At 57.6% G+C, this 26159-nt stretch carries 17 protein-coding genes, 1 pseudogene and 1 CRISPR repeat array (1 of these 19 running past the window's edge); of the genes and pseudogenes, 9 read left to right on the forward strand and 9 right to left on the reverse strand.

Annotation, left to right across the window (positions count from 1 at the left end; all coding sequences use genetic code 11):
* Positions 1–10: 10 nt before the first annotated feature.
* The 9 genes and pseudogenes from HMPREF9162_RS00905 to HMPREF9162_RS00945 form a co-directional block, all read right to left on the reverse strand.
* Positions 11–1275, reverse strand: a pseudogene (locus HMPREF9162_RS00905) (metallophosphoesterase).
* Positions 1272–1994, reverse strand: coding sequence for a TVP38/TMEM64 family protein (locus HMPREF9162_RS00910; RefSeq protein ID WP_009438102.1), 723 nt, complete (start codon positions 1992–1994; stop codon positions 1272–1274). Before HMPREF9162_RS00910 ends, HMPREF9162_RS00905 begins: the two are co-directional and overlap by 4 nt.
* A 10-nt stretch (positions 1995–2004) precedes the next feature.
* Positions 2005–2352 (reverse strand): hypothetical protein, encoded by a 348-nt coding sequence (locus tag HMPREF9162_RS00915; RefSeq protein WP_009438056.1) that lies wholly within the window; start codon positions 2350–2352, stop codon positions 2005–2007.
* A gap of 36 nt (positions 2353–2388) precedes the next feature.
* A complete protein-coding gene (locus tag HMPREF9162_RS00920) occupies positions 2389–3276 on the reverse strand; it encodes a peptidoglycan recognition family protein (protein ID WP_009437997.1) in 888 nt (295 codons plus the stop codon).
* Positions 3266–4978 carry an ABC transporter ATP-binding protein/permease gene (locus HMPREF9162_RS00925; protein ID WP_009438037.1) on the reverse strand — a complete coding sequence of 571 codons (1713 nt, stop codon included), beginning with the start codon at positions 4976–4978 and terminating at the stop codon, positions 3266–3268. The genes HMPREF9162_RS00920 and HMPREF9162_RS00925 overlap by 11 nt, the downstream gene beginning before the upstream one ends.
* A gap of 121 nt (positions 4979–5099) precedes the next feature.
* Positions 5100–7673: an ATP-dependent chaperone ClpB gene (clpB, locus tag HMPREF9162_RS00930; protein WP_009438028.1), complete on the reverse strand. Its 2574-nt coding sequence runs from the start codon at positions 7671–7673 to the stop codon at positions 5100–5102.
* 251 nt (positions 7674–7924) lie between these two features.
* Positions 7925–9799, reverse strand: a complete 1875-nt coding sequence (locus tag HMPREF9162_RS00935; protein ID WP_009350063.1) for a glutamine synthetase — start codon at positions 9797–9799, stop codon at positions 7925–7927.
* A gap of 114 nt (positions 9800–9913) precedes the next feature.
* Positions 9914–10657 (reverse strand): ABC transporter permease, encoded by a 744-nt coding sequence (locus HMPREF9162_RS00940; protein WP_009438085.1) that lies wholly within the window; start codon positions 10655–10657, stop codon positions 9914–9916.
* A complete protein-coding gene (locus HMPREF9162_RS00945; protein ID WP_009438046.1) occupies positions 10654–11574 on the reverse strand; it encodes an ABC transporter ATP-binding protein in 921 nt (306 codons plus the stop codon). Before HMPREF9162_RS00945 ends, HMPREF9162_RS00940 begins: the two co-directional genes overlap by 4 nt.
* 44 nt (positions 11575–11618) lie before the next feature.
* On the opposite strand from HMPREF9162_RS00945, the gene HMPREF9162_RS00950 reads away from it, so the two are divergent.
* The 9 genes from HMPREF9162_RS00950 to cas6 all read left to right on the forward strand — a co-directional run bounded on the left by HMPREF9162_RS00950 (position 11619) and on the right by cas6 (position 23211).
* On the forward strand, positions 11619–12311 hold the full coding sequence (locus tag HMPREF9162_RS00950; RefSeq protein WP_009438141.1) for a vitamin B12 dependent-methionine synthase activation domain-containing protein: 693 nt from the start codon (positions 11619–11621) through the stop codon (positions 12309–12311).
* 22 nt (positions 12312–12333) lie between these two features.
* Complete coding sequence (locus tag HMPREF9162_RS00955) at positions 12334–14754, forward strand: homocysteine S-methyltransferase family protein (protein ID WP_009438018.1); 2421 nt, start codon at positions 12334–12336, stop codon at positions 14752–14754.
* 6 nt (positions 14755–14760) lie between these two features.
* Positions 14761–16539, forward strand: coding sequence for a bifunctional homocysteine S-methyltransferase/methylenetetrahydrofolate reductase (locus HMPREF9162_RS00960; protein ID WP_009438122.1), 1779 nt, complete (start codon positions 14761–14763; stop codon positions 16537–16539).
* Positions 16540–16674: 135 nt separating this feature from the next.
* Positions 16675–19191, forward strand: coding sequence for a type III-A CRISPR-associated protein Cas10/Csm1 (gene cas10 / locus HMPREF9162_RS00965; RefSeq protein WP_009438104.1), 2517 nt, complete (start codon positions 16675–16677; stop codon positions 19189–19191).
* Positions 19188–19571, forward strand: coding sequence for a type III-A CRISPR-associated protein Csm2 (gene csm2, locus HMPREF9162_RS00970; protein WP_009438020.1), 384 nt, complete (start codon positions 19188–19190; stop codon positions 19569–19571). The genes cas10 and csm2 overlap by 4 nt, the downstream gene beginning before the upstream one ends.
* Complete coding sequence (gene csm3, locus HMPREF9162_RS00975; protein ID WP_009438142.1) at positions 19571–20287, forward strand: type III-A CRISPR-associated RAMP protein Csm3; 717 nt, start codon at positions 19571–19573, stop codon at positions 20285–20287. The genes csm2 and csm3 overlap by 1 nt, the downstream gene beginning before the upstream one ends.
* Position 20288: 1 nt before the next feature.
* Positions 20289–21284, forward strand: coding sequence for a CRISPR-associated RAMP protein, Csm4 family (locus HMPREF9162_RS00980; protein ID WP_009438050.1), 996 nt, complete (start codon positions 20289–20291; stop codon positions 21282–21284).
* The gene (gene csm5, locus HMPREF9162_RS00985) at positions 21285–22469 is read left to right on the forward strand and encodes a type III-A CRISPR-associated RAMP protein Csm5 (RefSeq protein WP_009438083.1); all 1185 of its coding nucleotides are present in this window, start codon (positions 21285–21287) and stop codon (positions 22467–22469) included.
* A gap of 364 nt (positions 22470–22833) precedes the next feature.
* Positions 22834–23211: a CRISPR system precrRNA processing endoribonuclease RAMP protein Cas6 gene (cas6, locus tag HMPREF9162_RS12635; protein WP_009437998.1), complete on the forward strand. Its 378-nt coding sequence runs from the start codon at positions 22834–22836 to the stop codon at positions 23209–23211.
* 199 nt (positions 23212–23410) lie between these two features.
* Positions 23411–26159: a CRISPR direct-repeat array (repeat unit 34 nt; unit sequence TTTGACCAACACATCCCCGTTAGGGGACGGAAAC); it runs 335 nt beyond the window's last position.

Raw genomic sequence — 26159 nt, forward strand, 5'->3', positions numbered from 1 at the left:
AAACCACCCGCTATGCGGGTGGTTTTGATTTTCTCAGCGTTACCGTATCGATGACCGTGCCGTCCGCCGTTTCGCAGGAGACGTGCAGCTCTTTTGCATCTGCCTCCATATAGAGGTAGTTGGAGGGGGCAGAATTCGCAGAGGCGGCGAGGTCGTAGGACTCGGCAGGGACGTCGAAGTATTCGTTGCCCGCGGGTCCCGCGAGGAGGTAGAGGGTGCCGTTTTGATCCGTTTTTGTGCGCGGATTTGGCGGCGGCGGTAGGTGTGGATATGCCCCGAGACGACGAGATCGATGCCGAGCGCGTCAAATGTGTCCATAAAGACGCGCCCGACGTCGCTGATGCCTGCGGTCGTGCCTTGCTCGGTCTGGTAGTCCCCGCAGGCGAGGATATCCTTGTGCATGAGGACGACGCGCCAAGGAGCATGAGACTCCGCTGTATCCCGGATCAGCCACGCAAGTTGCTCCACCTTGAGCAATGAGCCGCGTGTGCCGAGTTCGAGAAACTGTGTATCGAGTACCATGAAATGCACGACGCCCATGGTAAAGGAATAGTAGTGCCCGGGAAAATCCGTACTGCCGTTATCGGGCAGGGCAAATGTGTGCAGATAGCGCGCGGGAGGCGTTGCCGTCCAGTTCAGTCCGTAGTATTCGTGATTGCCGAGGGCAGGGGCGTGGATGTGCCGGGCAAGCGGGCTGTCCGCGCCCTCCATCGCAGCGAGAAAACTCTCCCAGTGCCACGCGGATTCGCCGTTGTCAACGAGATCGCCGACGATCGCGGCAAAATCGGCATGAGGATGCCGATGCCATGCCGCGTGATAGAGGTTGCGCCACACGTCATAGCTCTCGCCGCATTGACTGTCGGAGAAGAGGAGGGCGCGTACTGTGCCGCTTGCGGCGGGGATGGGGAGCGGCATCCATGCCGTTGTGCCGCGCGCGGAGATCACGCGATAGTCGTCGCCGCTCCGGGGGAGACGTACCTCTGCATGGTAGGTGTACTGCGCAGTATCATCTATGTCAAAGTAGGTATAGGACGGGATGTAGATATCGGCGTGTGTATGCATCCCCGCGGAACGCACCTCGACGCGCACATCCGGGAGGAGGCTCTCGCTGTCCCATTGGATCATGCGCGTCGTCTGCGGATCATGCGTGACGATTTGCCGCAGATATTTGATTTCATGCGTATATGCCGCCGCATGATGAGATGAAAAGAGACCGCCGAGCCCCATAGATAGAACGGCGCTCGCAGCGGTCTGCAAGAAATGTCTGCGCGTCATGATGCATCCTCCTCCGCGTGTGCGGCTTCCGCTTTCATGACGTGGTTTTCGTAGCGCCATGCGCCTGCGATGAGAACGATCGCGCAGACGATAACCACGATGAGGCGGGTATGATCCGGCTGCTTGACAATGAGATCGTGCCCGATAATTGCCTCGATGCCCGTGGAGGGGAATTTCCCCACGAACGACGCGATGACATACTCGCGCAGGCGAATCGAGGAGAGCGCGCCGACGGCGTTGAGGATAGCGGACGGGATGTAGGGAATCATGCGCGCGATGAGCATGACAAAAAAGCCTTTTGTCCCGCTGTACCGGTCGATTTTTGAGAGGAACGGACTCTTTGTAATCACTTTCTCCGCCGCATCGCGGAAGTAGAACCGCATGAGCAGAAAGGCGATCGTGACGCCGACGGTTTCCGCCGCGCAGGAGAGGATGATGCCAGGGACAATGCCGAACAGCATAACGTTTGCCGTCGAGAAGATGATCGCGGGCGGAAAGCCAAGGGCGTTGACAAAGAGCGTGAGGAAGAATGCGAACACCGCCGCCGAGTCTCCATAGCCGCGGATGTACTCGACCGTAGCGGAGATGTCTCCGGTCGAAAGGAGCGCGAAAAGCTCGGGAAGGAATCCCGGGGCAGCGAGGTGGATGATGCCAAAGAGGAGGACGATCGCAGCGGCGGCGCCGACTTTCATGACGCCCATGCCCATATGTTGTTTCAAATAGAACCTCCTATGTCGTGAGTACCATAGCAAGCGCGCCGAGGATGAGCGCAATGCTGAATCCATGCATGGCGTTTGCAATATTTTGCCCGTATTTGCCCGTATAGCGACGCACGATTTTACGCAGTTCGAAGATGAGGAAGGAAAGGCAGAAAAAAACGAGGGAGAGGTCGCCCTCCATATACCCGTAGGCGAAAATCACGGAGGAAAGCACGATACCCGTCTGCTCTCCGCGCGAGAAGATGCGTTCCGGCTCTCTTGCACGTTCGCGCGCGTCGATGTCGGCGCGTGTGAGCGGGATGCCCATCTCGTCCGTTTTCTCCATGTCACGGTCAAAAAAGCGGTAGTGAAATCCCACGTGCTTCACCTCCTATGCTCTCGTATTTCTGATATCCTAGTCGGCGATCCTGCGCTGCGTCGGCTTCATGTTCTGCGGCTTCGGGATGTCGGGGCGCATGTTGGGCTTTTTGATTTCCGGCTGCGGACGCGCTGCTTTCGGCGGCTGCGGTTTTGGTGTCGGCTTTGGCAGGGGAGACTGCGGGGCGCTCGGCGTCGGATGCGACGGGCGCGCGTTCGCCATATTCTTGCGGCGCGCCTCTTCCATTTTGGCACGCGTGAGCGCCCGTTGGCGCTCCTTGTCCTCGCGCTCCATCTGCGCGATGCGCGCTCTTTCAGCGGATAGTTCCTCCGATCCGTAGAAGACACGTGCCCGGTCTACGACGCCCGGAAGCTGCGCGTAGAGATAGCGGCCGGGACAGGCGGTTGCGCTGAGATCGCGATGTCCGAATATGGTCTGTTCCCATACGGGATCAAATTGGTAGACGGTGCAGAGCGATGCGATGAGATGCGCGGCGGCAGTGAGCTGCGCTTCGGTGGGCGTCGCCATTTCAAAATTTCCAACGATATTGATGCCGACGGTATGACGGTTCTCGCCGTAGACATGTGCACCAACCGTGCCGAGGGGGCGCCCCTCCTCGATGGTGCCGTCCTTGCGGATGAGGAAGTGATAGCCGATGCCCGCCCAGCCGTTATTGAGGTGCCATTGATGGACGGTCTCCGCCGATACGTCGTCGTTTGTACTGCCGATGTGGTGTATGACGAGGCTGTTTGTGAAAAAACGGTTCTCAAGTGCGCCGAATTTCAGGTGCGTGGGGCGAACGGACACGCCGGGAAGCACGGTCGGGATGTACCACGAAGCCTCTGTGACAGAGGGGAAGAAGGGGAGTGCGGCGGCGCCGATGCCAACGAGTGCCAGACGGCGCAGAAAGTCTCTACGATTCATGGGGGATCTCCTGATAGGTATACGTTTGATGGCTGAGACGGAGCTCCGTGTCATGAACAGCAAAAAGGGTCGATCGATGTCCGACGCTGATGATGCTTGCGGTCGGGAGTTCCTGTTTGAGTATATCATAAAGCGCGCGTTCGCGCGGTTCATCAAGGGCAGAGGTCGCCTCGTCGAGGAAAATCCAGTCGGGGCGAATGAGCAGGACGCGTGCAAAAGCAAGCCGCTGCTGCTCGCCAAGCGAGAGAATGCGGCCCCAGTCGTCCGTTTCGTCGAGACGTGCGGCGAACTGTTCCAGTCCTACAAGGCGCAGGACGCGTGCAGTCTCCGCATCATTTTCCGTGCTCGTGCGCGGGTAGAAGAGGGCGCGGCGGAGTGTGCCGAGCGGCAGATACGGGCGCTGGGGGAGGAAGAGGCGGCGCATGTTCCGCGGCATGGTGATTCTGCCACAGCCATACGGCCATATGCCTGCGAGCGTGCGCAGGAGGGTACTCTTTCCCGCACCAGAGACGCCTGTCACGAGGACGTGTGCCCCCTGAGGCAGGGACAGCGTACACTGCGAGAGGAGTTCCGTTCCGCTCGGCAGGGCGACGGTGAGGCTTTCCAGCGCGAGGTCTTTTCCTGCGCCTTCGACGCGTTCAATTTCTCCCGTCACCTGTGCGGCATCCTCCATGTGCTCGGTGAACCCGCCGAGTCGGTGCAGAACTGCCGCGAGCTGTGCGACGGAGTCATAAGCGTCGACGAAGAACGAGAGCGCGCCCTGCACGCGGTCGAACGCGGTCATGGTCTGCATGAGTCCGCCGAGTGCGATCTCTCCCGCGTAGTAGCGCGGCGCCGCCATGATGAGCGGGAAGATGATGGCGAGCTGCCCGTAGCCGTTGACGTAGAAGTTCAGCAGCTTTGTCCGACGCATCAGATCCCAATAGTTCTTGATGACGTTTGCAAAATGCTCCTTGAACCCGACGGACTCTGCCTGCTCGCCGCGATAAAATGCGATGCTCTCGCTGTTTTCGCGGACGCGCATCATGCTGAAACGGAAGTCCGCTTCGTAGCGCTGCTGGTCAAAGTTGAGCCGGATGAGCTTTCGTCCGACAAAGTGGGCAAAGCAGGTGCCAAGCCCGGAGTAGATGAGTGAAAGCCAGAACATGTAGCCGTAAATCACGAACTCTGTGCCGCCAACGGGGACGGTCAGAACACCCGAGAGGTTCCACAGGACGACGCCGAATGCACCGAGCGTTGTGAGCTGGCGCAGGATGCCGATGAGGAGCGTCAATGTCAGCGATACGAACTGATTGATGTCCTCGCTGATGCGCTGGTCGGGGTTGTCCGTGTCGCTGTGCAGCACCTGCAGACGGTAGTAGATCTGCCCGCGCATCCAGCGCCCGAGATATTGATCTGTCATCCATGTGCGCCACTTAATGGTGAGCATTTGCCGGAGATAGACGGCATAGACCGAGATGAAGATATTGATCATCGCGAGTACTGTAAACTCGCCGACGAGCGGCCAGAACGCCGCCCAGTCATAGGCTTGGAGAGCGTCGTAGAAGACGCGATACCAATCGTTGATGCGGACGAGTATATAGACGCTCGCGAGATTCAGCGCGATGACCGCCGCGAACAGTCCGCGTGCGCGCCATTTCTCCGCCGAACTCCAATATCCTTTGAACAGCTGCCAGAATATGCGCAGCAGAGATGATTTCAATCGGAATCCCCCTTAAGAATAAAGAACGAATTTCATTATAGTATTTTTTCCCCGTATCGCAAGAAAATAGCATAAAAAAGAACTGCTGCACATGAATATGCAACAGTTCCCTTCAAATGATTTACAAACTCTTGAATGTAAACTCGTTTCCTGCAAAGCCGATCTCGACGGTATCGCCGCCGCGAATCTCGCCCGCGATGATCTTCTTCGAGAGTGCGGTCTCAACCGTGTGCGTGAGCAGACGGCGCAGCGGACGCGCGCCGAAGTCGGGATCAAAGCCTTCGTCGGCGAGTGCAGTCAGCGCGGCATCGTCCCATGTGAGCTCGATGTCTACCTGACGCTCGAGACGCTTGCCGAGCGCCGCGAGCATGATTGCCGCGATGCGCTTTACATCGTCCTTTGCCAGCGCCTTGAACACGATGGTATCGTCCACGCGGTTGAGGAACTCGGGGCGGAAATACTCCTTGAGGAGGGCGCGCACTGCCGCGGATGCCTCCGCATAGTCCTTGCTCAGGATCTCGTGCGAACCGAGATTGCTCGTCATGATGATGACGGTGTTCTTAAAGTTCACGACGCGTCCCTTGCCGTCCGTGAGCCGCCCGTCGTCGAGGATTTGCAGCAGGACGTTGAACACGTCGCGGTGCGCTTTTTCGATCTCGTCGAGCAGGATGACGCTGTATGGACGGCGGCGCACCGCCTCGGTGAGCTGACCGCCCTCGTCGTAGCCGACGTAGCCCGGAGGCGCGCCGATGAGCCGCGAGACGCTGTGCTTCTCCATGTACTCGCTCATGTCGATGCGGATCATGCTCCGCTCGTCGTCAAAGAGAGCTTCGGCAAGTGTCTTTGCGAGCTCGGTCTTGCCGACGCCCGTGGGACCGAGGAAGATAAACGAACCAATGGGGCGGTTCGGATCCTTGATGCCCGCGCGCGCGCGCAGGATCGCTTCGCTGACGGCGGTCACGGCTTCGTTCTGTCCGACGACGCGCTCATGGAGCACATCTTCAAGCCGGAGCAGCTTCTCGCGCTCGCCCGTCATCATCTTCGTCACGGGGATGCCCGTCCAGCGGCTGACGACGCGCGCGATGTCCTCCTCGCCGACCTCCTCCTTGAGCATCCGCTCGCCTGCGGACTGCGCGGCGATAGCGGCTTCTTCCTCCGAAAGTTTCTTCTCGAGTTCCGGCATCTTGCCGTATTTCAGCTCCGAGGCGCGTGTGAGATTCTGACCGCGTTCCGCCGCCTCCATCTCGCCGCGTACCTCATCCATTTCTTTTTTGATGGCACGGACGCGCAGGATTGCCTGCTTCTCACTTTCCCACTTCGCACGGAGTTTTTCCTCCTCGGCGTGGAGCGCATCTTTCTCTGCGACGAGCTGCGCAAGTTTCTCTTTCGACGCCTCGTCGGTCTCTTTCTTGAGAGCTTCCTCTTCGATGTCGAGCTGGAGAATCTTGCGGCAAATCTCGTCGAGCGGTGCGGGCATGGACTCGATTTCCGTGCGCAGTTTTGCCGCCGCTTCATCCACGAGGTCGATTGCCTTATCCGGCAGGAACCGGTCGGAAATATAGCGGTCGGAGAGCGTTGCCGCCGCCACGAGCGCGGCGTCGCGGATGCGCACGCCGTGATGCACCTCGTAGCGATCTTTGAGTCCGCGCAGGATGGAGATGGTATCCTCCACGCTCGGCTCGCCGACCATGACGGGCTGGAAGCGGCGTTCGAGCGCCGTGTCCTTCTCAATGTACTTGCGGTACTCGTTCAGCGTCGTTGCGCCGATGCAGCGCAACTCGCCTCGTGCGAGGAGCGGTTTCAGCAAATTGCCCGCGTCCATCGCGCCCTCGGCGGCACCTGCGCCGACGACCGTGTGCACCTCGTCGATGAAGAGAAGAATCTGCCCCTCGGATTTTGCGATCTCATTGAGGACGCCCTTGAGACGTTCCTCGAACTCGCCGCGGAACTTCGCACCCGCGACGAGTGCGCCCATGTCGAGCGCGTAGAGCGTCTTATTTTTCAGCGATTCGGGAACGTCGCCCGCGACAATACGGCGGGCAAGTCCCTCGACGATGGCGGTCTTGCCGACGCCCGGCTCGCCGATGAGCACCGGATTATTTTTCGTGCGGCGCGATAAAATCTCGATCGTGCGGCGAATCTCTTCGTCGCGCCCGATGACGGGGTCGAGTTTATTCGCGCGTGCCGCCGCGGTCATATCGCGTCCGTATTTTTCAAGCGACTGATAGCCCTCTTCGGGATTGTCGCTCGTCACGTTCTGCTTGCGGTTCTTTTTGATCGCGTCCTGTACGCTGCTCTTCGTCAGACCAAATTCACGCGCGATTTTCTGAACCTCGTCGCTTCCGTCGGTGACGAGGGCGAGCAGCAAGTGCTCCGTCGAAACGTATTCATCCTTCATCGACTGCGCCAGTTCCTCGGCGCGTCCGAGCACGCGTACCATGTCCATCCCCATGCCGAGGCGGTTCGTGCCGCGGACGGCGGGGATGGAAGCGAGTTCCTTTTCAAGGCGTGCCTTGAGCATCGGGAGATCGACGCCGCAGACGGAGAATATTGTCGCGAGCAGACCTTCCGGTTCCTTTGCAAGCGCTAGCAGCACATGTGCCGATGTGATTTCCTGATGATAGCGCATCGCCGCAATCTGCTGCGCCGATTGGAGCGCGGCGAGCGTGCGCGCTGTGTATTTATCCTGTTCCATAATGTGTTCCTCCGCATCTTCGTGTTAGTTGATACCGTTATTATATCACTATAAGTCAAAAAGTCAAATACTATTTTTGATTTTTTGACCTTTTGGGAAAAAATTTTGTCATTGTACTTAATAAAGATATGTCGTCGGAATACAAAAAGACTGCCGCACAGAAATATATCCATGCGGCAGTCTAAGTATCTGCGTCAACTGAAGTGTTCGACGATATGACAAAGCTGGGGGCGAAGATCCCAATGCACGCCTCAGATCATGTTTTTCTTGTAGCAATCATACAGCTCCTTCAGCTCCTCAATCTTTGCATTCATCTCAAGCTGAAGTGCGGAGGCGACGCGATAATCGCCCTCGTTCAGCGCCTTGATGAGCAGACTGAAGAGCGCCTTATCGTCGATGGTATCCTTTGCAAGATAGATGCGCAGGTCGTGAATCTTGTTCCACATATAGGCATCCTGATCCGTCACGAAGTCGCTCTTGATCTCCTTCATGCGGCGGACGAGGTCACGGTACTCGGGGATGATGCGGCTGATGAGTTCGATCTTCCACCGCAGGAGCGCCCCGGTGCGGAACGATTCGATGATCTGCGGGCGGAGCGTATTGCCCGCCGTCAGCACGGCGACCTTTTCCGGATAGAGATCAAAGCCGAGCATGTTTTCCCACACCGTCGCAGGCGGTTTGCCAAAGCGCGCGTCGCGTTCCTCGGGCGTGTAGAACTCGAACACGTCCTCCTCGCTCCGATAGGCACGGTCGCGTTCGAGATAGTGCGCGTCTTCGCCCGGCTGTTTTGACAGCTCGGCGAGAAGCTGCGCCGCCGTGCGGCCCGCCGTGTGCTTGATGCCGTCGAGTATGGCGAGATAACATGCGGCGAGGACGAGGTAGGTGTTCGAGTATGGATTGGTTGCGCGCAGTTCAAAGCGCGTCGCCATTGGATTCTTGAGGTCGCGGATGAGACTGACGAGCACCGTACGGTTGCGCGAGGGGATCGCGGGCGTATGACCGAACGAGGTGACGACGCAGACAGGGGCTTCAAATCCGGGTTTGAGACGGTTGAACGAATCGTTCGTCGCCGAGACAAAGGGATTGATGGCTTCGTAGTTCTTGAGCAGTCCCATGAGCGCGCCGTAGCCGATCGCACTCATATAGTCCGCATTCTGATCGTCGGCGGCGAAGAGACTGTGCATCTTGCCATCCGAGGTGACTGCGGCGATGCTCAGATGCGTATGCTCGCCGTTGCCCGCGAGACCGATGAGGGGTTTCGCCTTGAAATTGACCTCAAGGCGGTGCAGGCGGAAGACTTCGCGCACGATGGTACGGACGAAGAGCTCGTTGTCCGCCGCCTGCACGGCGCCGTCATACTGCCAGTCGATTTCGATCTGTTCGCAGACGTGCGTCATGCGCCCGTTCTCGTCGATCTGCGCCTTGAGGCCGCCGACCTCCTTGTGTCCCATCTCCATGTGGAAACCGTATTTGTCCAGCTCGATGAGGCATTCCTCAAGCGCCGTCCGCACCGCACCGTGCGTGCGCTCCCAATACTGTTCGTTCATCACCTGCGAGGCGGACATCTCCTCGATGGAGGCGTTGTCCTCAAGCGGCGTCTTGACCCAGAATTCGAGCTCCGTTGCGGAGGTGAAGCGGATGTCAACAATATCCGAGCCCTTGAGGCTCGTCGCGCCGGAGATCTCAGGATTTGCACGGAAGAAATCGAGCAGTTCACGTTTCACATACGCGAGTGTGTCCACGAGTGCCGCGCGCGAATCGACACGTTTTCCCTCGTGGATGATGAAGGAGGGGATGCGCAGTGTGCCGACCGTGTCCGGGCTTTCCCGATCGTAGTCGACGAACCAGTTGACCGCGGGATCGATGGGGAGATCCACCTTCGCGTTGTTGATCGTCGCGATCTTCGGCAGGACGACGGAAGAACCGTCCGTCTGTACGGCGGTGCCGTTGTAAAACTTGTCGATGTCCTCGATGAAAATCCGCACGGGGATCTTCTCGTCCGTGTCGTTGCCCGCCATGTCGATGCCTACGAGTGAGACGAAACACACCTCAGGATGCTCCCGGAGCATCTTGATCACTTCTTCGCGCGGAGTGTCGGCAGGAATCTTATAGAGAAGTTCGTTCATCTTTGCGTACCATCCTTTTTCACGAAAAAACCGTACGGATTCTCCTCCGCACGGCAAAAATCCACGCTCATATTAACATTTTTCAGGGGATTTTGTAAAGGGTATACAGCGCGCTCAGCGTTTCCATCGGCAGAGAATATGTTCCGCCGCGTCGAGGAGGGCAAAGAGCAGAAGCCCGATGCCGCTCAGCGTAACGATGCCCGCGTACATGTCGAGGTAGTTGACGCGCAGCCACGCGTCCATGATGTAGTAGCCGATGCCGTATTTCGTGCCGAATGTCTCCGTGAAGAAGAGGACGGAGATCGCCGTCGCCATCGCGATGCGCACGGCGGTGATGAACTTCGGGAGCGAGGCGGGGAGGACGATGTGGCGTACCATCTGCCAAAATGATGCGCCGAGGACGCGCAGCGGCTCGTAGGTCGCCGCCGGGATTCCCGCAGTCGCGTCGCGCACGGCGACGACGACTTGGAACACGATGATGAGGAAGATGAGCAGTATTTTGCCCGCCTCTCCGACGCCGAGGAGCAGCATCACAACAGGGAGGAACGCGATCTTTGGAACCGGATAGGCGAGATAAAGCATCGGCGCCAGTATGCGGTTGATCCGCGGGAAATATCCCATGAGAATGCCGATCGGGTAGCCGATGGCGACGGCGAGGGAGAGCCCGAGCGCGATGCGCATGAGACTATAGCCCGCGTGGACGGCGATGACGCCCGTGAATTTTTCGGCGAGCCGCGCAAATACCTCCGAAGGCGGCGGGACGACCGGTATATTGAGCAGATGTGCCGCGAGCGCCCAGAGGAGGAGAAACGCGCCGATGCCGCAGATGAAGGAACGCAGCGAAAGTTTTTCCATCATGCGCCCGCCTCCGCAATCTTTGCCCGCAGCAGCCGACCCATCTCAAAAAATTCGCGCGATGTGCGGCGCGTGAGGTCGTCCGCGAACGGATGTGCAATCGTCTCTATGATGCTGCCCGGACGTCCGCCCATCACCGAGACGCGGCTTGCGAGTGCGAGTGCCTCGTCGACATAATGCGTGACGAGGAGCGTCGTGACCGCTCGTTTTTGCCACAGCGAGAGAAAGACCTCCTGCATGGACTCGCGGGTGATCGCGTCGAGTGCGGAGAACGGCTCGTCCATCAGCAATAGATCGGGTGCGAGCAGGAACACGCGCGCCAGTCCCACGCGTTGCTGCTGTCCGCCCGACAGCTCGCGCGGATAGCGCCTGAGCAAATCGGTTAGCCCAAGCTCTGCCGCGAGTTCTTCGAGTGCGTCCGCAAGGCTCTCGCGCGCACGTCCTTTGATCTCGGCGCCGAGGAGGATGTTTTCACGCACCGTTTTCCACGGGAGCAGCCCGTAGTTTTGCGGGAGAAATCCGATGCGTCGATGCCCCGGATCAACGGGTGCGCCGTCCATGAGCACAGTCCCCGCCGTCGGGTGCAGCAGACCCGCCGCGAGGCGCAGGAGGGTGGACTTTCCGCAGCCGGACGCGCCGATGAGCGCATGTACCTCGGAGCGCGCCACGTGAAGCGAGGCATCCGCCAGCACCCGGACGGACGCTCCGGTCGTCTCATAGTCAAAAGATACGCTTTCGATGCGCAGCACGATTTCCCCTCCTTCGCCGATATTACTCATCATGTTATACCAAAGTATGGGAGAAATATCAATGATGTTGTGTGCGGTGATATTGCTTTTTAGGTGAAAGACGATTATTATTATAGAACCTTTATGAGCAAGATACACATACGTTGTATTTATGGAAGGTTTCGTGCGCATGGAATGCGCATCCCATATATCTGTGAAAAAATTTAGGAGTGCCTATGTTTGAACCGCGCTTTACAGCGTTAAATATGAACGAAATACTCAAGTATCTTGGCTTCCGCGGGCAGGAGCTCACGGAGGACATCGCAAAGCAGCTGCGCCGCTGCACGGACGAGGTGCTGCAGGCGGCAACGCCGCGCCTCACGTACCGGCAGGTACCGCTTGAGGACGGTGCCGTGCTCGGCGTCACGTTTGCGGGGAAGGATATACCGACGATGCTCGCGCCGTGCGAGGAGGTCGTGCTGTTCGGCGCGACGCTTGGTCCCGGCGTGGAGCGTCTGATGATGCGCTATGAGGTCACGAATGCGGCGGATGCCGTCATCATGGATGCGTGCGCGAGCACGGCGATCGAGAATATCTGCAATAATTTTGAGAGCGATATGCGCGCGGAGATCGAGGCAGGCGGACGCTATCTGACGGATCGGTTCAGTCCCGGCTACGGGGATCTTCCAATCTCCGAGCAGCCGAAATTCTTTGCCCTGCTCGATATGACGCGCCGCGTCGGCGTCTCGCTGACACCGACGACCATCATGGTGCCGCGCAAATCCGTGACGGCGATCATGGGCATCGCGCGCACGCCTCAGCCGCATCGCCCGCCCGACTGCGAGCACTGCCTCATGTTCCGCAACTGCCCGTTCCGCAAGGCGGGGCGCAGGTGCAGAGAGGGTGCAAAGACGGCGGCATCAACATGAATATGAAATGGGAGATATAGGAATGCAGGACATCATCATACTGGACGGGGGCATGGGGACAGAGCTTCAGGCGCGCGGACTCGCGCCGGGGGAACGTCCCGAGCTCTTTGGCATGGAGCATCCCGAGGTCATCGAAGAGGTGCATCGGAACTACATCGCGGCGGGCAGCCGCGTTATTTACAGCAACACGTTCGGTGCGAATGGGCACAAGCTCGTCGGCACGGGGAAAACGGTCGCCGAGGTCATTGGGGCGAACGTCGCGATTGCGCGGCGTGCGGCGGAGAACTCCGGCGTTCCGGGCGTGCGCGTTGCGCTTGACATCGGTCCTATCGGGGAGTTGGTCGAGCCGCTTGGCACGCTCTCCTTTGAGGACGCCTACGAGCTCTTCCGCGAGATGGTCACGGCGGGCGAAGCGGCGGGCGCGGATCTCGTCATCTTCGAAACACTGACCGATCTCTATGAGGTCAAGGCGGCGGTGCTCGCGGCAAAGGAGCATACGAAGCTCCCCATCTGGGTGACGATGACCTTTGAGCAGAACGGGCGCACCTTCCTCGGCGCGGCGGTGCCGTCCGTTGCGGTCACGCTCGATGCGCTCGGCGTCGCAGCGCTCGGCGTCAACTGCTCGCTCGGCCCCGTGGAGCTCCTGCCCATCGTTGCGCAGATGATGGAGTGGACGGATCTGCCGATCATCGTGAAACCGAATGCGGGTCTGCCCGACCCGCGCACGGGGGCGTACGAGATGACGGCGGAGGAGTTCGGCAGGGAGATGGCGGAGTTCGCGCGGCGCGGCGCCGTCATCATGGGCGGCTGCTGCGGGACGAACCCCGACTTTATCCGCGCGCTCGCAGCGGCGGTCGCGGGCGGGGCGGAGGATCGTCCGAAGCGCAAAAAACGCAAGGGCGTCGCATCCCCCGGCTGCGTTGCGGAGTACGGCAAGCTCAACGTCATCGGCGAGCGCATCAATCCGACGGGGAAGAAGCGGCTCCAACAGGCGCTCCTCGATGAGGATATGGGCTATATCAAGAAGCTCGCGATCTCCCAGCAGGAAGCGGGCGCGAACGTCCTCGACATCAACGTCGGCGCGCAGGGCGTGGACGAGGAGGCAATCATCCCGCGCGTCGTGAAGGCGGTGCAGAGCGTCGTCGACCTCCCGCTTCAGATCGACTCTGCGAATCCAAAGGTCATTGAGGCGGCGCTGCGCGTTACGAACGGGCGCGTCATCATCAACTCGGTCAGCGGCGAACGCGAGCGCATGAACGATATTTTCCCGCTTGCCAAACACTACGGCGCGGCGGTGCTCGGTCTTGCGCTCGATGAGGCGGGACTCCCGCAGACGGCGGCGGAGCGCGTCGCCATCGCGGAGCGCATCATAGAGGAAGCGGAGCGCTATGGGATCGACCGTGAGGACATCATCATCGACTGCCTGACGCTCACCGTCTCCGCACAGCAGGAGCAGGCGATGGAGACGCTGCGTGCCGTCCGCGAGGTGCATGACCGCCTCGGGCTGCACTGCGCCCTCGGCGTCAGCAATATCTCCTTTGGACTCCCTGCGCGCGTGCATATGACGGAGAATTTCCTCATTCAGGCGATGCACGTCGGGCTTGACTTCCCGATCGTCAACCCGAACACGAAGGAAATCATGGACGCCGTCGTCTCCTATCGTGCAGTCTCGGGCGAGGATGTCGACTGTGCCGCGTATATCACGCGGTTTGCTCCCGAGCAGGCGGAGATGCGCCGGCGTAAGGAGCTGGGGCTGACGGGCGATACAGGCGTAGATGCGGCGGTGCAGACGGCGGTCGAGCAGGCGGGGGACGTTGATCCACTGATGGATGCCATCATGCGTGGGCTGAGCGACGACGCCGAGCGCATCACGCGCAAACTCCTCACCGAGATGGCTCCCATGGACATCATTCAGGAAAAGGTCATCCCCGCGCTTGACATCGTGGGCGACCGTTATGAAAAAGAAATCATCTTCCTGCCGCAGCTCATCAACGCGGCGAACGCCGCGACGGCGGGACTGGAACTGATTAAGGTCAAACTCGCCGAGTCCGGGCAGGGCGTTTCAAAGGGGAAAATCATCCTCGCGACCGTCGAGGGAGATATTCACGACATCGGCAAGAACATCGTCAAGGTCGTACTCGAGAACTACGGCTATCAGATCATCGACCTCGGACGCGACGTCCCCGTGACGCGCGTCGTCGAGGTCGCGATCGAGAAACAAGTCGGACTTATCGGACTCTCGGCGCTCATGACGACGACAGTCACGGCGATGAAACGGACGATTGAGGCGCTGCATGAGGCGGGGCATGACTGTCAGACGATCGTCGGCGGCGCCGTGCTGACGGAGGATTACGCGCGCGAGATCGGCGCGGATTACTATGCGGGCGACGCGCGCAGCATCGTGGAGATCGCCCGGCGGGTACTGGACGAGCAGGAGGACTGAAAATCTATGGCGCAGGGACGTGCTGAACTACGGGACTATTTGAAAACGGCGCCGCTCATCTTTGACGGCGGCATGGGGACATACTACGCGCAAAAACTGCATACGCGCGGCAAGGGCGTCGAGCTCGCAAATATCGAGACGCCGATCGTTGTCAGTGACATCCACACGGAGTATCTGCGCGCAGGAGCGCAGGCGATTAAGACCAATACGTTCGCCGCGAACCGCATCGTCTACCAAGGGGACGAAGAACTCGTCCGCCGCATTGTTACCGCCGGATGGGAGATCGCGGCGCGTGCCGCAGCGCCGTTTGACGCCTATGTCTTTGCGGACATCGGTCCCGTCATGGGGCTTCCTCATGCGGATATCATCGACGAGTACAGATTCCTCGCCGATATATTCCTCGCGCTTGGCGCGCGCCACTTCATCTTTGAGACCAACTCCTCCGACGAGGGGCTGATTGAGACTGCGGCGCATATCAAGCAAAAATGCCCAGAGGCGTTCGTCCTCAACTCGTTCTCCGCCTATCCGGGCGGCTATACGCGCGACGGGCGGTTCGTCGAGGATCTTGTGCGCGCCGTCGCGGGCAGCGGATACGTCGATGCCGTCGGCTTTAACTGTGTCAACGGCACGAAGCAGATGAAGGAGCTTATTCGGCATCTGGGGAAGCAAATACTGCCGCTCTCGCTCATGCCGAACGCGGGGCATCCCGTCGTCGTTGACGGGCGAACCTTCTACGAGAGTGCGCCCGACTATTTCGGATCGAGTCTCGCCGCCATCCGGCGCGAGGGTGTCTCCATCCTCGGCGGTTGCTGCGGCACGACCCCCGCGCACATCAAGGCACTCTGCGATGCGCTCGCGGCACAGGGCGATATAATGCCGGAGGAGGATGAGGAAACCCCGCCGCAGGTTGCGCTGCTGCCGAAAAGTCCGTTCTATGAAGCTCTTAAATCGGGAGCAAAGCCCATCGCCGTCGAACTCGACCCGCCCGAGACCGGCAGCGCGGATAAATTCATGGCGGGCGCACGCGAACTCATGGCGGCGGGGATCAACGCCATCACCATCGCGGACAACCCCATCGCGCGCGCGCGCATGGACGCCGCGATGCTCGCGGGACGCGTGCATCGGGAACTCGGCATCGAGCCGATCCCGCACATGACCTGCCGCGATCGCAACCTCAACGCCATCAAGTCACTGCTCCTCGGACTCAGTGCCGAGGGCGTGCACAACATCATCACCATCACGGGCGACCCCATCCCGACCGCCGAGCGCGACGAGGTGAAGAGCGTCTATCAGTTCAACTCGCGCAAACTCGCTTCCTTTATCACAAGCCTTGGCAGCCGCGGCGACGTCGTACCGTTCCATATCTTCGGCGCGCTCAACGTCAATGCCAAATTTTTCGGCACGCAGATCAACCTCGCCAAGAAGAAGGTCGAGGAGGGCATGATGGGCTTCTTTACACAGCCCGTCCTCAGCGAACGCGCGAAGGAGAATATGCGCGCCGTGCGCGAGACCTTCCCCGAGGCGCTGATCCTCGGCGGCATCATGCCCGTCGTCAGCGAGCGCAACGCGCGCTACATGGAGAGCGAGATCACCGGCATCCACGTCGAAGAGCGCATCATCGATATGTACCGCGGGCTCGACCGCACACAGGCGGAAGAACTCGCCGTGCGCCTCTCCCTAGAGATCGCGCGTGACATCGAACCCTATATCGACGGTTACTACATCATCACCCCCTTTTCGCGTACGGCGCTCGTCGCGCGGATCGTGAAGGCGCTAAAAAAATAAAATACGTCTATGAAAAACTCTCTGAATCGGATTGTTCGGAGAGTTTTTTTGTTTGACAAAGATGAAAAAATTAAATAATATAATGAAAGAATATCTTACGCAATATATCAAATCCACAGGGATGGAGATGAAAGAATGGAAGATAAGGGAGCGCTCATCGAGAAGGCGGCGCTGCTGCATGACATCGGGAAAGTCATCCTGCGTGCCGATCCGATGCGAGAGACACACAGTAAGGTCGGCGCCGATTTTTTGAAGCAGTTTGTCGGGAGTGAAGGATGCGATCTATGGTATGCCGCGGGACATCATCACGCGGCGGACATTAAAAATGCCAATCCGCCCGCGGACGATCTCAGCTACATCGTTTACGAAGCGGATAACCTCGCGGCGGCAGCCGACCGGCGCAAGGAGGAGGATGCATCCGCAGGATTCAGCGCGACGCAATGTCTTGAGAGCATCTTTAACGTGTTTGACACGCCGAGCGCGGATAAGAGCGTATTTCGTCTGCGTCCCTTAATGCAGAACGAAGAGCTGATGCAGTATCCCGTGGAGAAAGGGGCTGTGCAGGCGGATCGCTCCGGCTATCAGGAGATCAAGCAGCAGCTCGAGGTGAATTTCCGGAAAAAGAGCCCCGTCGATATGTCCGTGAACGAGCTGCTGAGCATCCTCGAAGCATCCGTGAGCTATGTCCCCTCGAGTACGGCGACGGACGAGCCGTCGGATGTCTCCCTCTACGACCATGTAAAGCTGACGGCGGCGTATGCGGTCGCTATGTATCGTTACTTTGCGGCGCACGGCATTACGGATTATCGGACGCACTGCTGGCTTCCAAAGGCGCAGGAAATGCGCCGGGAGAAGATGTTCCTCCTCGTCTCGTGCGATCTCTCGGGCATCCAGCAGTTCATCTATACCGTCCCGTCCAAAGGCGCGCTCAAGAGCCTGCGCGGACGATCCTTTTACCTCGACCTCATGCTCGAGCATATCGCGGATGAAATTCTGACCGCGTGCGGAGCCGGCCGATCGGCGCTCATTTACGCAGGCGGCGGACATTTTTATATGCTCCTGCCGAACATAGAGGAAACCGTCCAAATCCTGCAGGAAGCGGAGTGCTCGCTCAATCGATGGTTCTTAGAGAACTTCGGCACGCGTCTCTTTGCCGCGCTTGCATGGACACCGTGCGCCGCCGAGACATTCATGCAGCAGGAGAACGTGGCGGCGGGCGTCGGCAATGTGTTTCGCACACTGGCGCAGATGCTTTCGGAAAAGAAGCTGTGCCGCTATGAACCGGACGAACTTGCAGCGCTCTTTGCGCCCGAGAGTGCCTACAATGCCGTTGCGGAGGGCGGCAGGGAATGCGGCGTCTGCCATATCTCCTCGCGCGCGCTTGCCCCTTACGGTGACGACGAGGATGCGTCGGGGGCGGAGGCTTGCGTGAACTGCCGCGGACTCTACCGGTTAGGAAAAGCCGTGCTCGGTGAAAACGTGTTTCTTGTTCGGAGCGATGCCTGGGACGATGCACTCCCGCTCCCGTCCCTCAGCGGCGCCTCCTACAGTCTCATCGCGTGCAGCAAGGAGGAGGCGGAGCGCGCGGACAAAGAAGCGATTGTACGCATCTATGTGAAGAACAGCATGGTCACCGGGCCGCTCCTCGCGACGCGTCTTTGGCTCGGAGACTATATCACGCGGAGCACGCCGGGAGTAGCGCTCGATTTTAGCGCACTTGCGGCGCGCAGCGGCGGAGGGGAGGACGCGGCATCGATTCGCCGTCTCGGCGTCCTGCGTGCGGACGTCGACGATCTCGGCGCCGCATTCATCGCGGGCATCCCGCCAAAATACGCGACACTCTCCCGCATGGCGGCGCTCTCGCGGCAACTCTCGCTGTTCTTTAAGCGCTATATGAATAGTCTCTGCGCGGGTCGTGTGAACGGTATTGGCGAGCGTACACAAAGGCAATTTTCCCTCTTTGGAGAGGAGCGGTGCGGTGCGCGCAGCGTTCATATCGTCTATTCCGGCGGCGACGACTTCTTCCTCGTCGGCGCATGGGATGATCTCATAGAGCTTGCGGTGGATGTACGGTGCGCATTTGCTCGTTTCACGGGCGGAAAACTGCATTTTTCCGCCGGCATCGGTCTATTCCCGCCCAAAATGCCCGTGTCCGCGATGGCGCGCAGTGCGGGAGAACTCGAAGATTTCGCGAAATCCCTCCCCGGCAAAGACGCTGTTGCGTTGTTTGGCATAGAGACACAGCAGCGCGGGCAAAAGACACGGGCGGGCGCTCCCTGCTATTCGTGGAAGAGATTTATCGACGGCGTATGCGGCGAGAAGCTCGTATTCCTGCGCACACATTTTGCCATAGATGCCGAGGAGGGAGACGATCGTCTCTTCTGCGGCAAAGGACTGCTCTACCGTATGATGAATCTCTTAGCCGAGACCTCGGAGGACGACGCGGCGTGCGAGCGGATCAACCTCGCGCGATTTGCCTATGTCCTCGCACGGATGAAGCCGAAGCAGGAAGACCGCTCCGGGATGGAGCATTACAACATCGTGCGCACCCAGCTTTACACATGGTTCAAGACGCATACCGATCGGGACGAACTCTTGACAGCGCTGCGCTTACAAGTTTATCGGATGAGAGAAAAGGGGGAGAAAATATGAGCACAAACCTTGTTGACAAAGCACAAAGCGTTATTCCAAGTCTCATGCAGGATAACAGAGGGGATATCAAACTCAAGGCAAATCAGATTCGCAAATTCCTGTCCGCCGTGACGACGCTCACGAACAAGGTGAACCGCTATAAGATGAAGCATCCGCATGAGAAAACGCTCCCGGATGACCTAGCCGCACAGGTGCAGTATCTGAGAGTCAAAATGGCATATCAAGCCGGGCGCGACAAAGCCGTCAAAGACTTTGTAGAAAAGGCGCAGCTCGACGCCGTTATTTGCGGCATCAAAAACAGCATCGAAACCTATGAGAAATTCGCACGCTATATGGAGGCACTCGTCGCCTACCATAAATACTATGGAGGGAAGGACTGATGGCAGTGGAAGGACAGCAGGCAACACTCAAAGGGAAACTCAAAATCACAGCGACACTCCGTCTCGAAACCGGACTGCATATCGGTGCGTCGAGTGATTTCGCCCCCATCGGAGAGGTGGACAGTCCGTTCATCCGCGATCCGTTTACCAAACAGCCAATCATTCCCGGCAGCTCGCTGAAAGGGAAGATGCGCACGCTTCTCGCAAAGAGCTATGCCGACGGATATATCCTGAACCCCATCGAAGAGGACGTGCCGATCGTTGCGCGCCTATTTGGCACCGCTCAAAAAAATACCGCGCGCGCCGCAAGGCTCCAATTCTCCGACTGCCGCATGACCGAGGAATCCGTCGCACAGTTTGAGATGCTCGAACTGGATACCTATATCGGCGAAGCGAAATATGAGAACGCGATTTCCCGGCTCTCTGCCGTTGCGAATCCGCGCCAGATCGAACGCGTCCCCGCAGGGGCGGAGTTCTCCTTTGCACTCGTCTATAACATTGAACGAGAGGACGAACTCGAGGAGGATATGAAGACCCTCGCCGACGGATTTCGTCTCCTCATGATGGACTATATCGGCGGACACGGATCACGCGGCTACGGGCGCATCTCCTTCGGTGCATTCGAAATCGAGGTGTTCTCGCTGAACGAGGAGGTACAAGCCGCCTTGCAGAGCAAAGCCGAAGGGATTGTCTCACATCTGAACGGAAGTTGCTGATATGGCATACTATCTCTATCAACTCGCGTTTGACGCTCCCGTACACTTTGGCATGGCGGAGCAGGGCGGCAGTCTCGCCGCCGCAGGCATGAGCTATCCCTCGGACACGCTCTTCTCCGCACTTTGCTGTGAGCTTGCCGCAGCGGGGGAGGAGGAGCGGCTGCGCGCATTTATCGAAAAATGCCGTGCGGGTGATATTATCCTCTCCGATCTTCTGCCCTATCGGGAGGAGGACGGGGAGGTGCATTACTACCTGCTAAAACCGACCCTCGCAGCCATGCAGCCAAACGCGGCGCCGCCGGAGAACCTGACCGGTGCGCGTGCGCAATCCGGCGCGCGAAAGCAGATGAAAAAAATCGCCTATCTGCGTGCAAGCCGCCTAACGGAATACCTCGATGCGCAGCAAAGCGGGAATCCGTTTGATGAGCGAGGCGAATTTTGTACCTATGGACTCACGACCAAGGTCAACTGTCGTGCGCAGGAACCCTATCCCGTGGGCAGCATCTCCTTTCATGCAAAGTGCGGACTATACGCCGTCCTTTATCTCCGAGACGAAGACGACGCCGCACGGATGACCGAGCTCTTTACCTATCTGGGGCTTTCCGGCATCGGCGGGAAGCGCAGTGCAGGCTGGGGCAAGTTTCATCTCGAAGACGACCCGTATGATCTCGTCGATGCATTCTCTGAGGACGATGCGGCGCTGCACGCCTTTTTGGAGAACGAGAACGCCCCTCGTCAGATGCTTCTCTCGAGCCTCCTCCCGGATCCGGAGGACGTGGGAGCGCTCCGCGCAGGAACATACGAACTGCACAAGCGGAGCGGATTCATCACTCAGGTGGGAGCGGGCGGTGTTCGGAAAAAGCACAGCGTCTATATGCTGAGCGCGGGCTCGTGTCTCCCGCGGCGCATTTCGGGCACGATCGCCCATGTTGGAAAAGAGCCGGGATACGAAGTCCTGCGCTGTGGGAAGGGACTCTATATAGGAGTGGATATGTAAATGGAGAAATACGAAAGCAAACAAATAGAACTCAACTGCATTTCTCCCGTGCATATCGGCAGCGGCGTGAAGCTCCTTCCCTTCGAATACCTTTACGATCGGCGCAAACGGGACGTTTTCTTCGTGGACGAGGGGAAATTCAGCGAACTGCTCATGCGGCATCGACTGATCGATAATTTTGTAGCGGACATGCGGCAAAGACGCCCGCCTTATCTTTTGAATTGGCTCACGGATCACCGCATCTCCGAACGCGAAATGCAGGGGATCACCGTGCGCCGGGCAAAGGTACACATCCGCCAAAATGAAAGAAGCTCCTTGAATGATGTTGCCTGCCTAGAGACAGCTGCGGGCGGCATCCCCTATATCCCCGGGAGCTCGCTCAAGGGGGCAATTCGCACCGCCGTTATCTATCACCTGCTCCGGCAATCTGCGCATGAAAATCTGCGCCGTAAATATTGGGGGAAACTCCAAGATGCCATGAGCGCGCGAGACATAAAAGCGGAAATAGGAAAACTTGCAAAAAAACTCGAAGAAGAACTGCTCTGTCAATTAAAATATGTTGACGAAAAAGGGAAGTATTCCGACGCCGCAATCCAAGACGTCATGCGCGGACTGCGCGTCGGCGACGCCATGCCGACGGCAAAGCGGCTCGATACCGTCATCCTGCAAAAAATCGACTGCTCCACACATGCAAATAAAAGCGGGCGCAAAGAACACAGCATCTCGCTCTTTCGCGAGTGCATCCCAATAGGGAGCAAATTTCGGTTCCGGATCACCTTCGAAAAGGAAATCCTCGCACAAATAGGAATACGGGACATCGACGCACTGATCCGCATGTGCCGTACCTACACCGCATCGGGGCTTGCCATGCAGGAGCATGCATTTGGGCGGGATTATCGCGCCGAGTTCGTCGAAGCGGGCGATGCCGACGTCATGCTCGGCGGCGGGACGGGATTTCTCTCAAAGACCATATTTTACGCACTCGCACCCGGCGAAGAGATCGGGCGAAAAGCCGTGGCGGCGCTCCTTGACGAGCTGTTTTTCGATAGACGCCGCAGGCAACCGCAGCATTTTCATCGGCAAAAAGATACCGTACTCTCTCCGCGTACGCTCAAACTCACATGGACGGATACAGACAGCAGCATCATGGGGCTGTGCGCCCTCCAAGAGGTCGCCTCATGCTAAGACAAGCAACCTATACGCTTACATTCCCCGAGGGGGAGCGCGCGCATTCCTCCATGGGGAGCATCCTGCACGGCGCATTGATGGAGCTTTTGCCCGGGGACGTCGCCGGTGAACTCCATCGGCAAAACCTGCGCCCCTTTAGCCAAGCGCTCTATTTTGACAAAGAACGCAACGCCCCCTCTGGCGGCTCGGCTTTCTCACAGAGGACAGCGCGGCGGCGTGCCTGCATGCCCTCGCGGGCGTCTCCGAACTCTACCTGCAAAGGCGCGGGTACAGTGTCGGACTCACGGAGATTCATACCGTCGAGAGCGACTATACCGAGATTGCAGATCGGTTCTTCCTCTCGCCCGAAGCGCCGCGTGGCGTGACCATAACATTTCGCACAGCGGCGAGCTTTAAGCAAAACGACCAATATATCATGATGCCGGAGGTCGGACTCATACTGAATAGCCTCCTGCAGAGGTGGAACACCTTCTCTCCACGACTGAAACTAGAAGAGGAAGACCTGCGGGGACATCTCGCGCAGCTTTGCCGTGTGAGCGGCTACAGCCTGCGCTCACAAAAATTCGGGATAGAAGGGCAGACAATTCACGGATTTGTAGGACGGCTGCGGCTCTATTTTGCTGCAAACGACATGCAGCGCAGACTCTTCGGCGTACTCTTTCGATTCGCCCCGTTTGCTGGGATCGGCATAAAAACAGCGCTCGGAATGGGCGCCGTCGATGTAGAATTGCATGATTGAAAACGCTTGTAATCGTGTGCACCATGAACGCACATTTGTCACCGCACCGGAGCATTTTTGCTAAATCCGCGCCGCGCTAGATTTGGCGCGGGTAGAGCACGAATTTTTTTATGGAGAAATACATCATGAAGCAGGAAAAACATATCCGCGCCGCGAATTATATATCTGAGTCAATATCCACGCGCCCTTGAGAGGACGGGTTTGACCAACACATCCCCGTTAGGGGACGGAAACGCTGGAGGATAATTATGAAAAACGATGTGTTTTGGGATGTTTTTGACCAACACATCCCCGTTAGGGGACGGAAACGCGCCTCTAAAGTTCGCGAGCCAAAGGTCGGCCGACGATTTGACCAACACATCCCCGTTAGGGGACGGAAACCGCAGAATCTTCTACCTTCTTCGCGGCAGACATAGATTTTTGACCAACACATCCCCGTTAGGGGACGGAAACGCATTGAGTGCCTCCATATAGCAGACGTATTTGTAATTTTGACCAACACATCCCCGTTAGGGGACGGAAACGTTCGGCACTTCGCCATTATCCTTGCGTGCGGCAAAGCACTCGGTTTGACCAACACATCCCCGTTAGGGGACGGAAACGTCCTATAGGTCTTTTGGTCTAGTAGAAATGTTTACCTATTTGACCAACACATCCCCGTTAGGGGACGGAAACGAGATTCTCCCTGCCTCCTCCGCAAGCTTATGGATTTGACCAACACATCCCCGTTAGGGGACGGAAACTGGACCGTCTTTATTTTTCTTTTCTAGTGTTCCTATTTGACCAACACATCCCCGTTAGGGGACGGAAACAATATCGAGCAGAGGTACCGATACCTTAGTTAAATCTGCTTTGACCAACACATCCCCGTTAGGGGACGGAAACAAGGAAAGTGCACGCTGTGCCTCTCTTATAAGGGGATGTTTGACCAACACATCCCCGTTAGGGGACGGAAACCCATGGAAGAAATAGCATGTTAATCTTCTGTCCTAGTTGATTTTGACCAACACATCCCCGTTAGGGGACGGAAACCTGCTTGCTAATTGGCTTTTCGAGCAAAAAGAGAAAGCATTTGACCAACACATCCCCGTTAGGGGACGGAAACTTTACCAGTGATGTATTGCGATCACAAATATCATCATTTTGACCAACACATCCCCGTTAGGGGACGGAAACATTATCGTAGATGTCCTTTTCAAGAACACCCTCGCCTATTTGACCAACACATCCCCGTTAGGGGACGGAAACCTCAATAATGGGGCTTTTTAAGGAGGGAATATAATGGAATTTGACCAACACATCCCCGTTAGGGGACGGAAACCCGTCAATGCCTGTCTGTTGACGGCGCAATTTTGCGAATTTGACCAACACATCCCCGTTAGGGGACGGAAACAAGAAGGAAATGTAGGGATAAAAGTCATTATACTCCCAAATTTGACCAACACATCCCCGTTAGGGGACGGAAACCGAGAGGCGCTTGACCTCTGCCTTGATTACCGCCTCGTCCAATTTGACCAACACATCCCCGTTAGGGGACGGAAACCAGGACGATTAAGGGGCTGTAACGGCTGTGCTGCACTGAATTTGACCAACACATCCCCGTTAGGGGACGGAAACCAGGACGATTAAGGGGCTGTAACGGCTGTGCTGCACTGAATTTGACCAACACATCCCCGTTAGGGGACGGAAACTATGAAGTCTTAGGCTATCCAAGAACAGAAGAACCCCATTTGACCAACACATCCCCGTTAGGGGACGGAAACAATGGATATCTCTCCTGAGGGACAACTTGTTCAAGACATTTGACCAACACATCCCCGTTAGGGGACGGAAACAGGCGTTATTGATCCACTCAAGGAATCCGTCCCATATTTGACCAACACATCCCCGTTAGGGGACGGAAACCGGTCTACCTGCTCCATATTCAGTTTTATAGTCTTTTTATTTGACCAACACATCCCCGTTAGGGGACGGAAACTTTGATGGAGGTTGTTCAATTCCTCCATGTAGACGGCGATTTGACCAACACATCCCCGTTAGGGGACGGAAACGCGAAACACTCGGTCAAAACCTGCCGATTGACGGATTTGACCAACACATCCCCGTTAGGGGACGGAAACTTCCTCCTCACTATACGCAACCCACTTGTCGCGGATTATTTGACCAACACATCCCCGTTAGGGGACGGAAACTTCCGAAGATGGATTCGTATTCGTCGGAACTAAGTTATTTGACCAACACATCCCCGTTAGGGGACGGAAACCGGACGCGGCGATCAACGGCCAGCGTAAATGATGTAACCATTTGACCAACACATCCCCGTTAGGGGACGGAAACTGGTTTATGATTACTTCCTTTAATACACAACCCAACCATTTGACCAACACATCCCCGTTAGGGGACGGAAACCTCTTGGGAAGTTGAATCTTATCTAGCTAATGAGTTGGTATTTGACCAACACATCCCCGTTAGGGGACGGAAACACTACGGCGGCGTTGGTGTTCTTCTCGTTTTTCATATTTGACCAACACATCCCCGTTAGGGGACGGAAACAAGGCTTGCTTATCCTCCGTCCCCATACTGAGGAGGACATTTGACCAACACATCCCCGTTAGGGGACGGAAACTTCTTTTTCATTTTGGTTTTCCTCCTCCTTTGCCGCTAATTTGACCAACACATCCCCGTTAGGGGACGGAAACTTGTACAAGTATTGCGCTGTTATGCATGTAACGACTAATTTGACCAACACATCCCCGTTAGGGGACGGAAACAACGAGCGATTCTTCATCCTCAAGGGAATCAAACGCTTATTTGACCAACACATCCCCGTTAGGGGACGGAAACAAGGCTTGCTTATCCTCCGTCCCCATACTGAGGAGGACATTTGACCAACACATCCCCGTTAGGGGACGGAAACCACTCGACCTCCGCGTGGAATGTCTCCGAAT

Origin of the sequence: Selenomonas sp. oral taxon 137 str. F0430 (assembly GCF_000183625.1) — a bacterium.
Classification (GTDB): Bacteria; Bacillota; Negativicutes; order Selenomonadales; family Selenomonadaceae; genus Centipeda; species Centipeda artemidis.

Bases quoted from the DNA above. Each gene is read 5' to 3' on its own strand.
- HMPREF9162_RS00920 (WP_009437997.1), bottom strand. From the start codon at position 3,276: ATGAATCGTAGAGACTTTCTGCGCCGTCTGGCACTCGTTGGCATCGGC.
- clpB (WP_009438028.1), bottom strand. From the start codon at position 7,673: ATGGAACAGGATAAATACACAGCGCGCACGCTCGCCGCGCTCCAATCG.
- HMPREF9162_RS00935 (WP_009350063.1), bottom strand. From the start codon at position 9,799: ATGAACGAACTTCTCTATAAGATTCCTGCCGACACTCCGCGCGAAGAA.
- HMPREF9162_RS00940 (WP_009438085.1), bottom strand. From the start codon at position 10,657: ATGATGGAAAAACTTTCGCTGCGTTCCTTCATCTGCGGCATCGGCGCG.
- HMPREF9162_RS00945 (WP_009438046.1), bottom strand. From the start codon at position 11,574: ATGCGCACGAAACCTTCCATAAATACAACGTATGTGTATCTTGCTCAT.
- HMPREF9162_RS00950 (WP_009438141.1), top strand. From the start codon at position 11,619: ATGTTTGAACCGCGCTTTACAGCGTTAAATATGAACGAAATACTCAAG.
- HMPREF9162_RS00955 (WP_009438018.1), top strand. From the start codon at position 12,334: ATGCAGGACATCATCATACTGGACGGGGGCATGGGGACAGAGCTTCAG.
- HMPREF9162_RS00960 (WP_009438122.1), top strand. From the start codon at position 14,761: ATGGCGCAGGGACGTGCTGAACTACGGGACTATTTGAAAACGGCGCCG.
- cas10 (WP_009438104.1), top strand. From the start codon at position 16,675: ATGGAAGATAAGGGAGCGCTCATCGAGAAGGCGGCGCTGCTGCATGAC.
- csm2 (WP_009438020.1), top strand. From the start codon at position 19,188: ATGAGCACAAACCTTGTTGACAAAGCACAAAGCGTTATTCCAAGTCTC.
- csm3 (WP_009438142.1), top strand. From the start codon at position 19,571: ATGGCAGTGGAAGGACAGCAGGCAACACTCAAAGGGAAACTCAAAATC.
- HMPREF9162_RS00980 (WP_009438050.1), top strand. From the start codon at position 20,289: ATGGCATACTATCTCTATCAACTCGCGTTTGACGCTCCCGTACACTTT.
- csm5 (WP_009438083.1), top strand. From the start codon at position 21,285: ATGGAGAAATACGAAAGCAAACAAATAGAACTCAACTGCATTTCTCCC.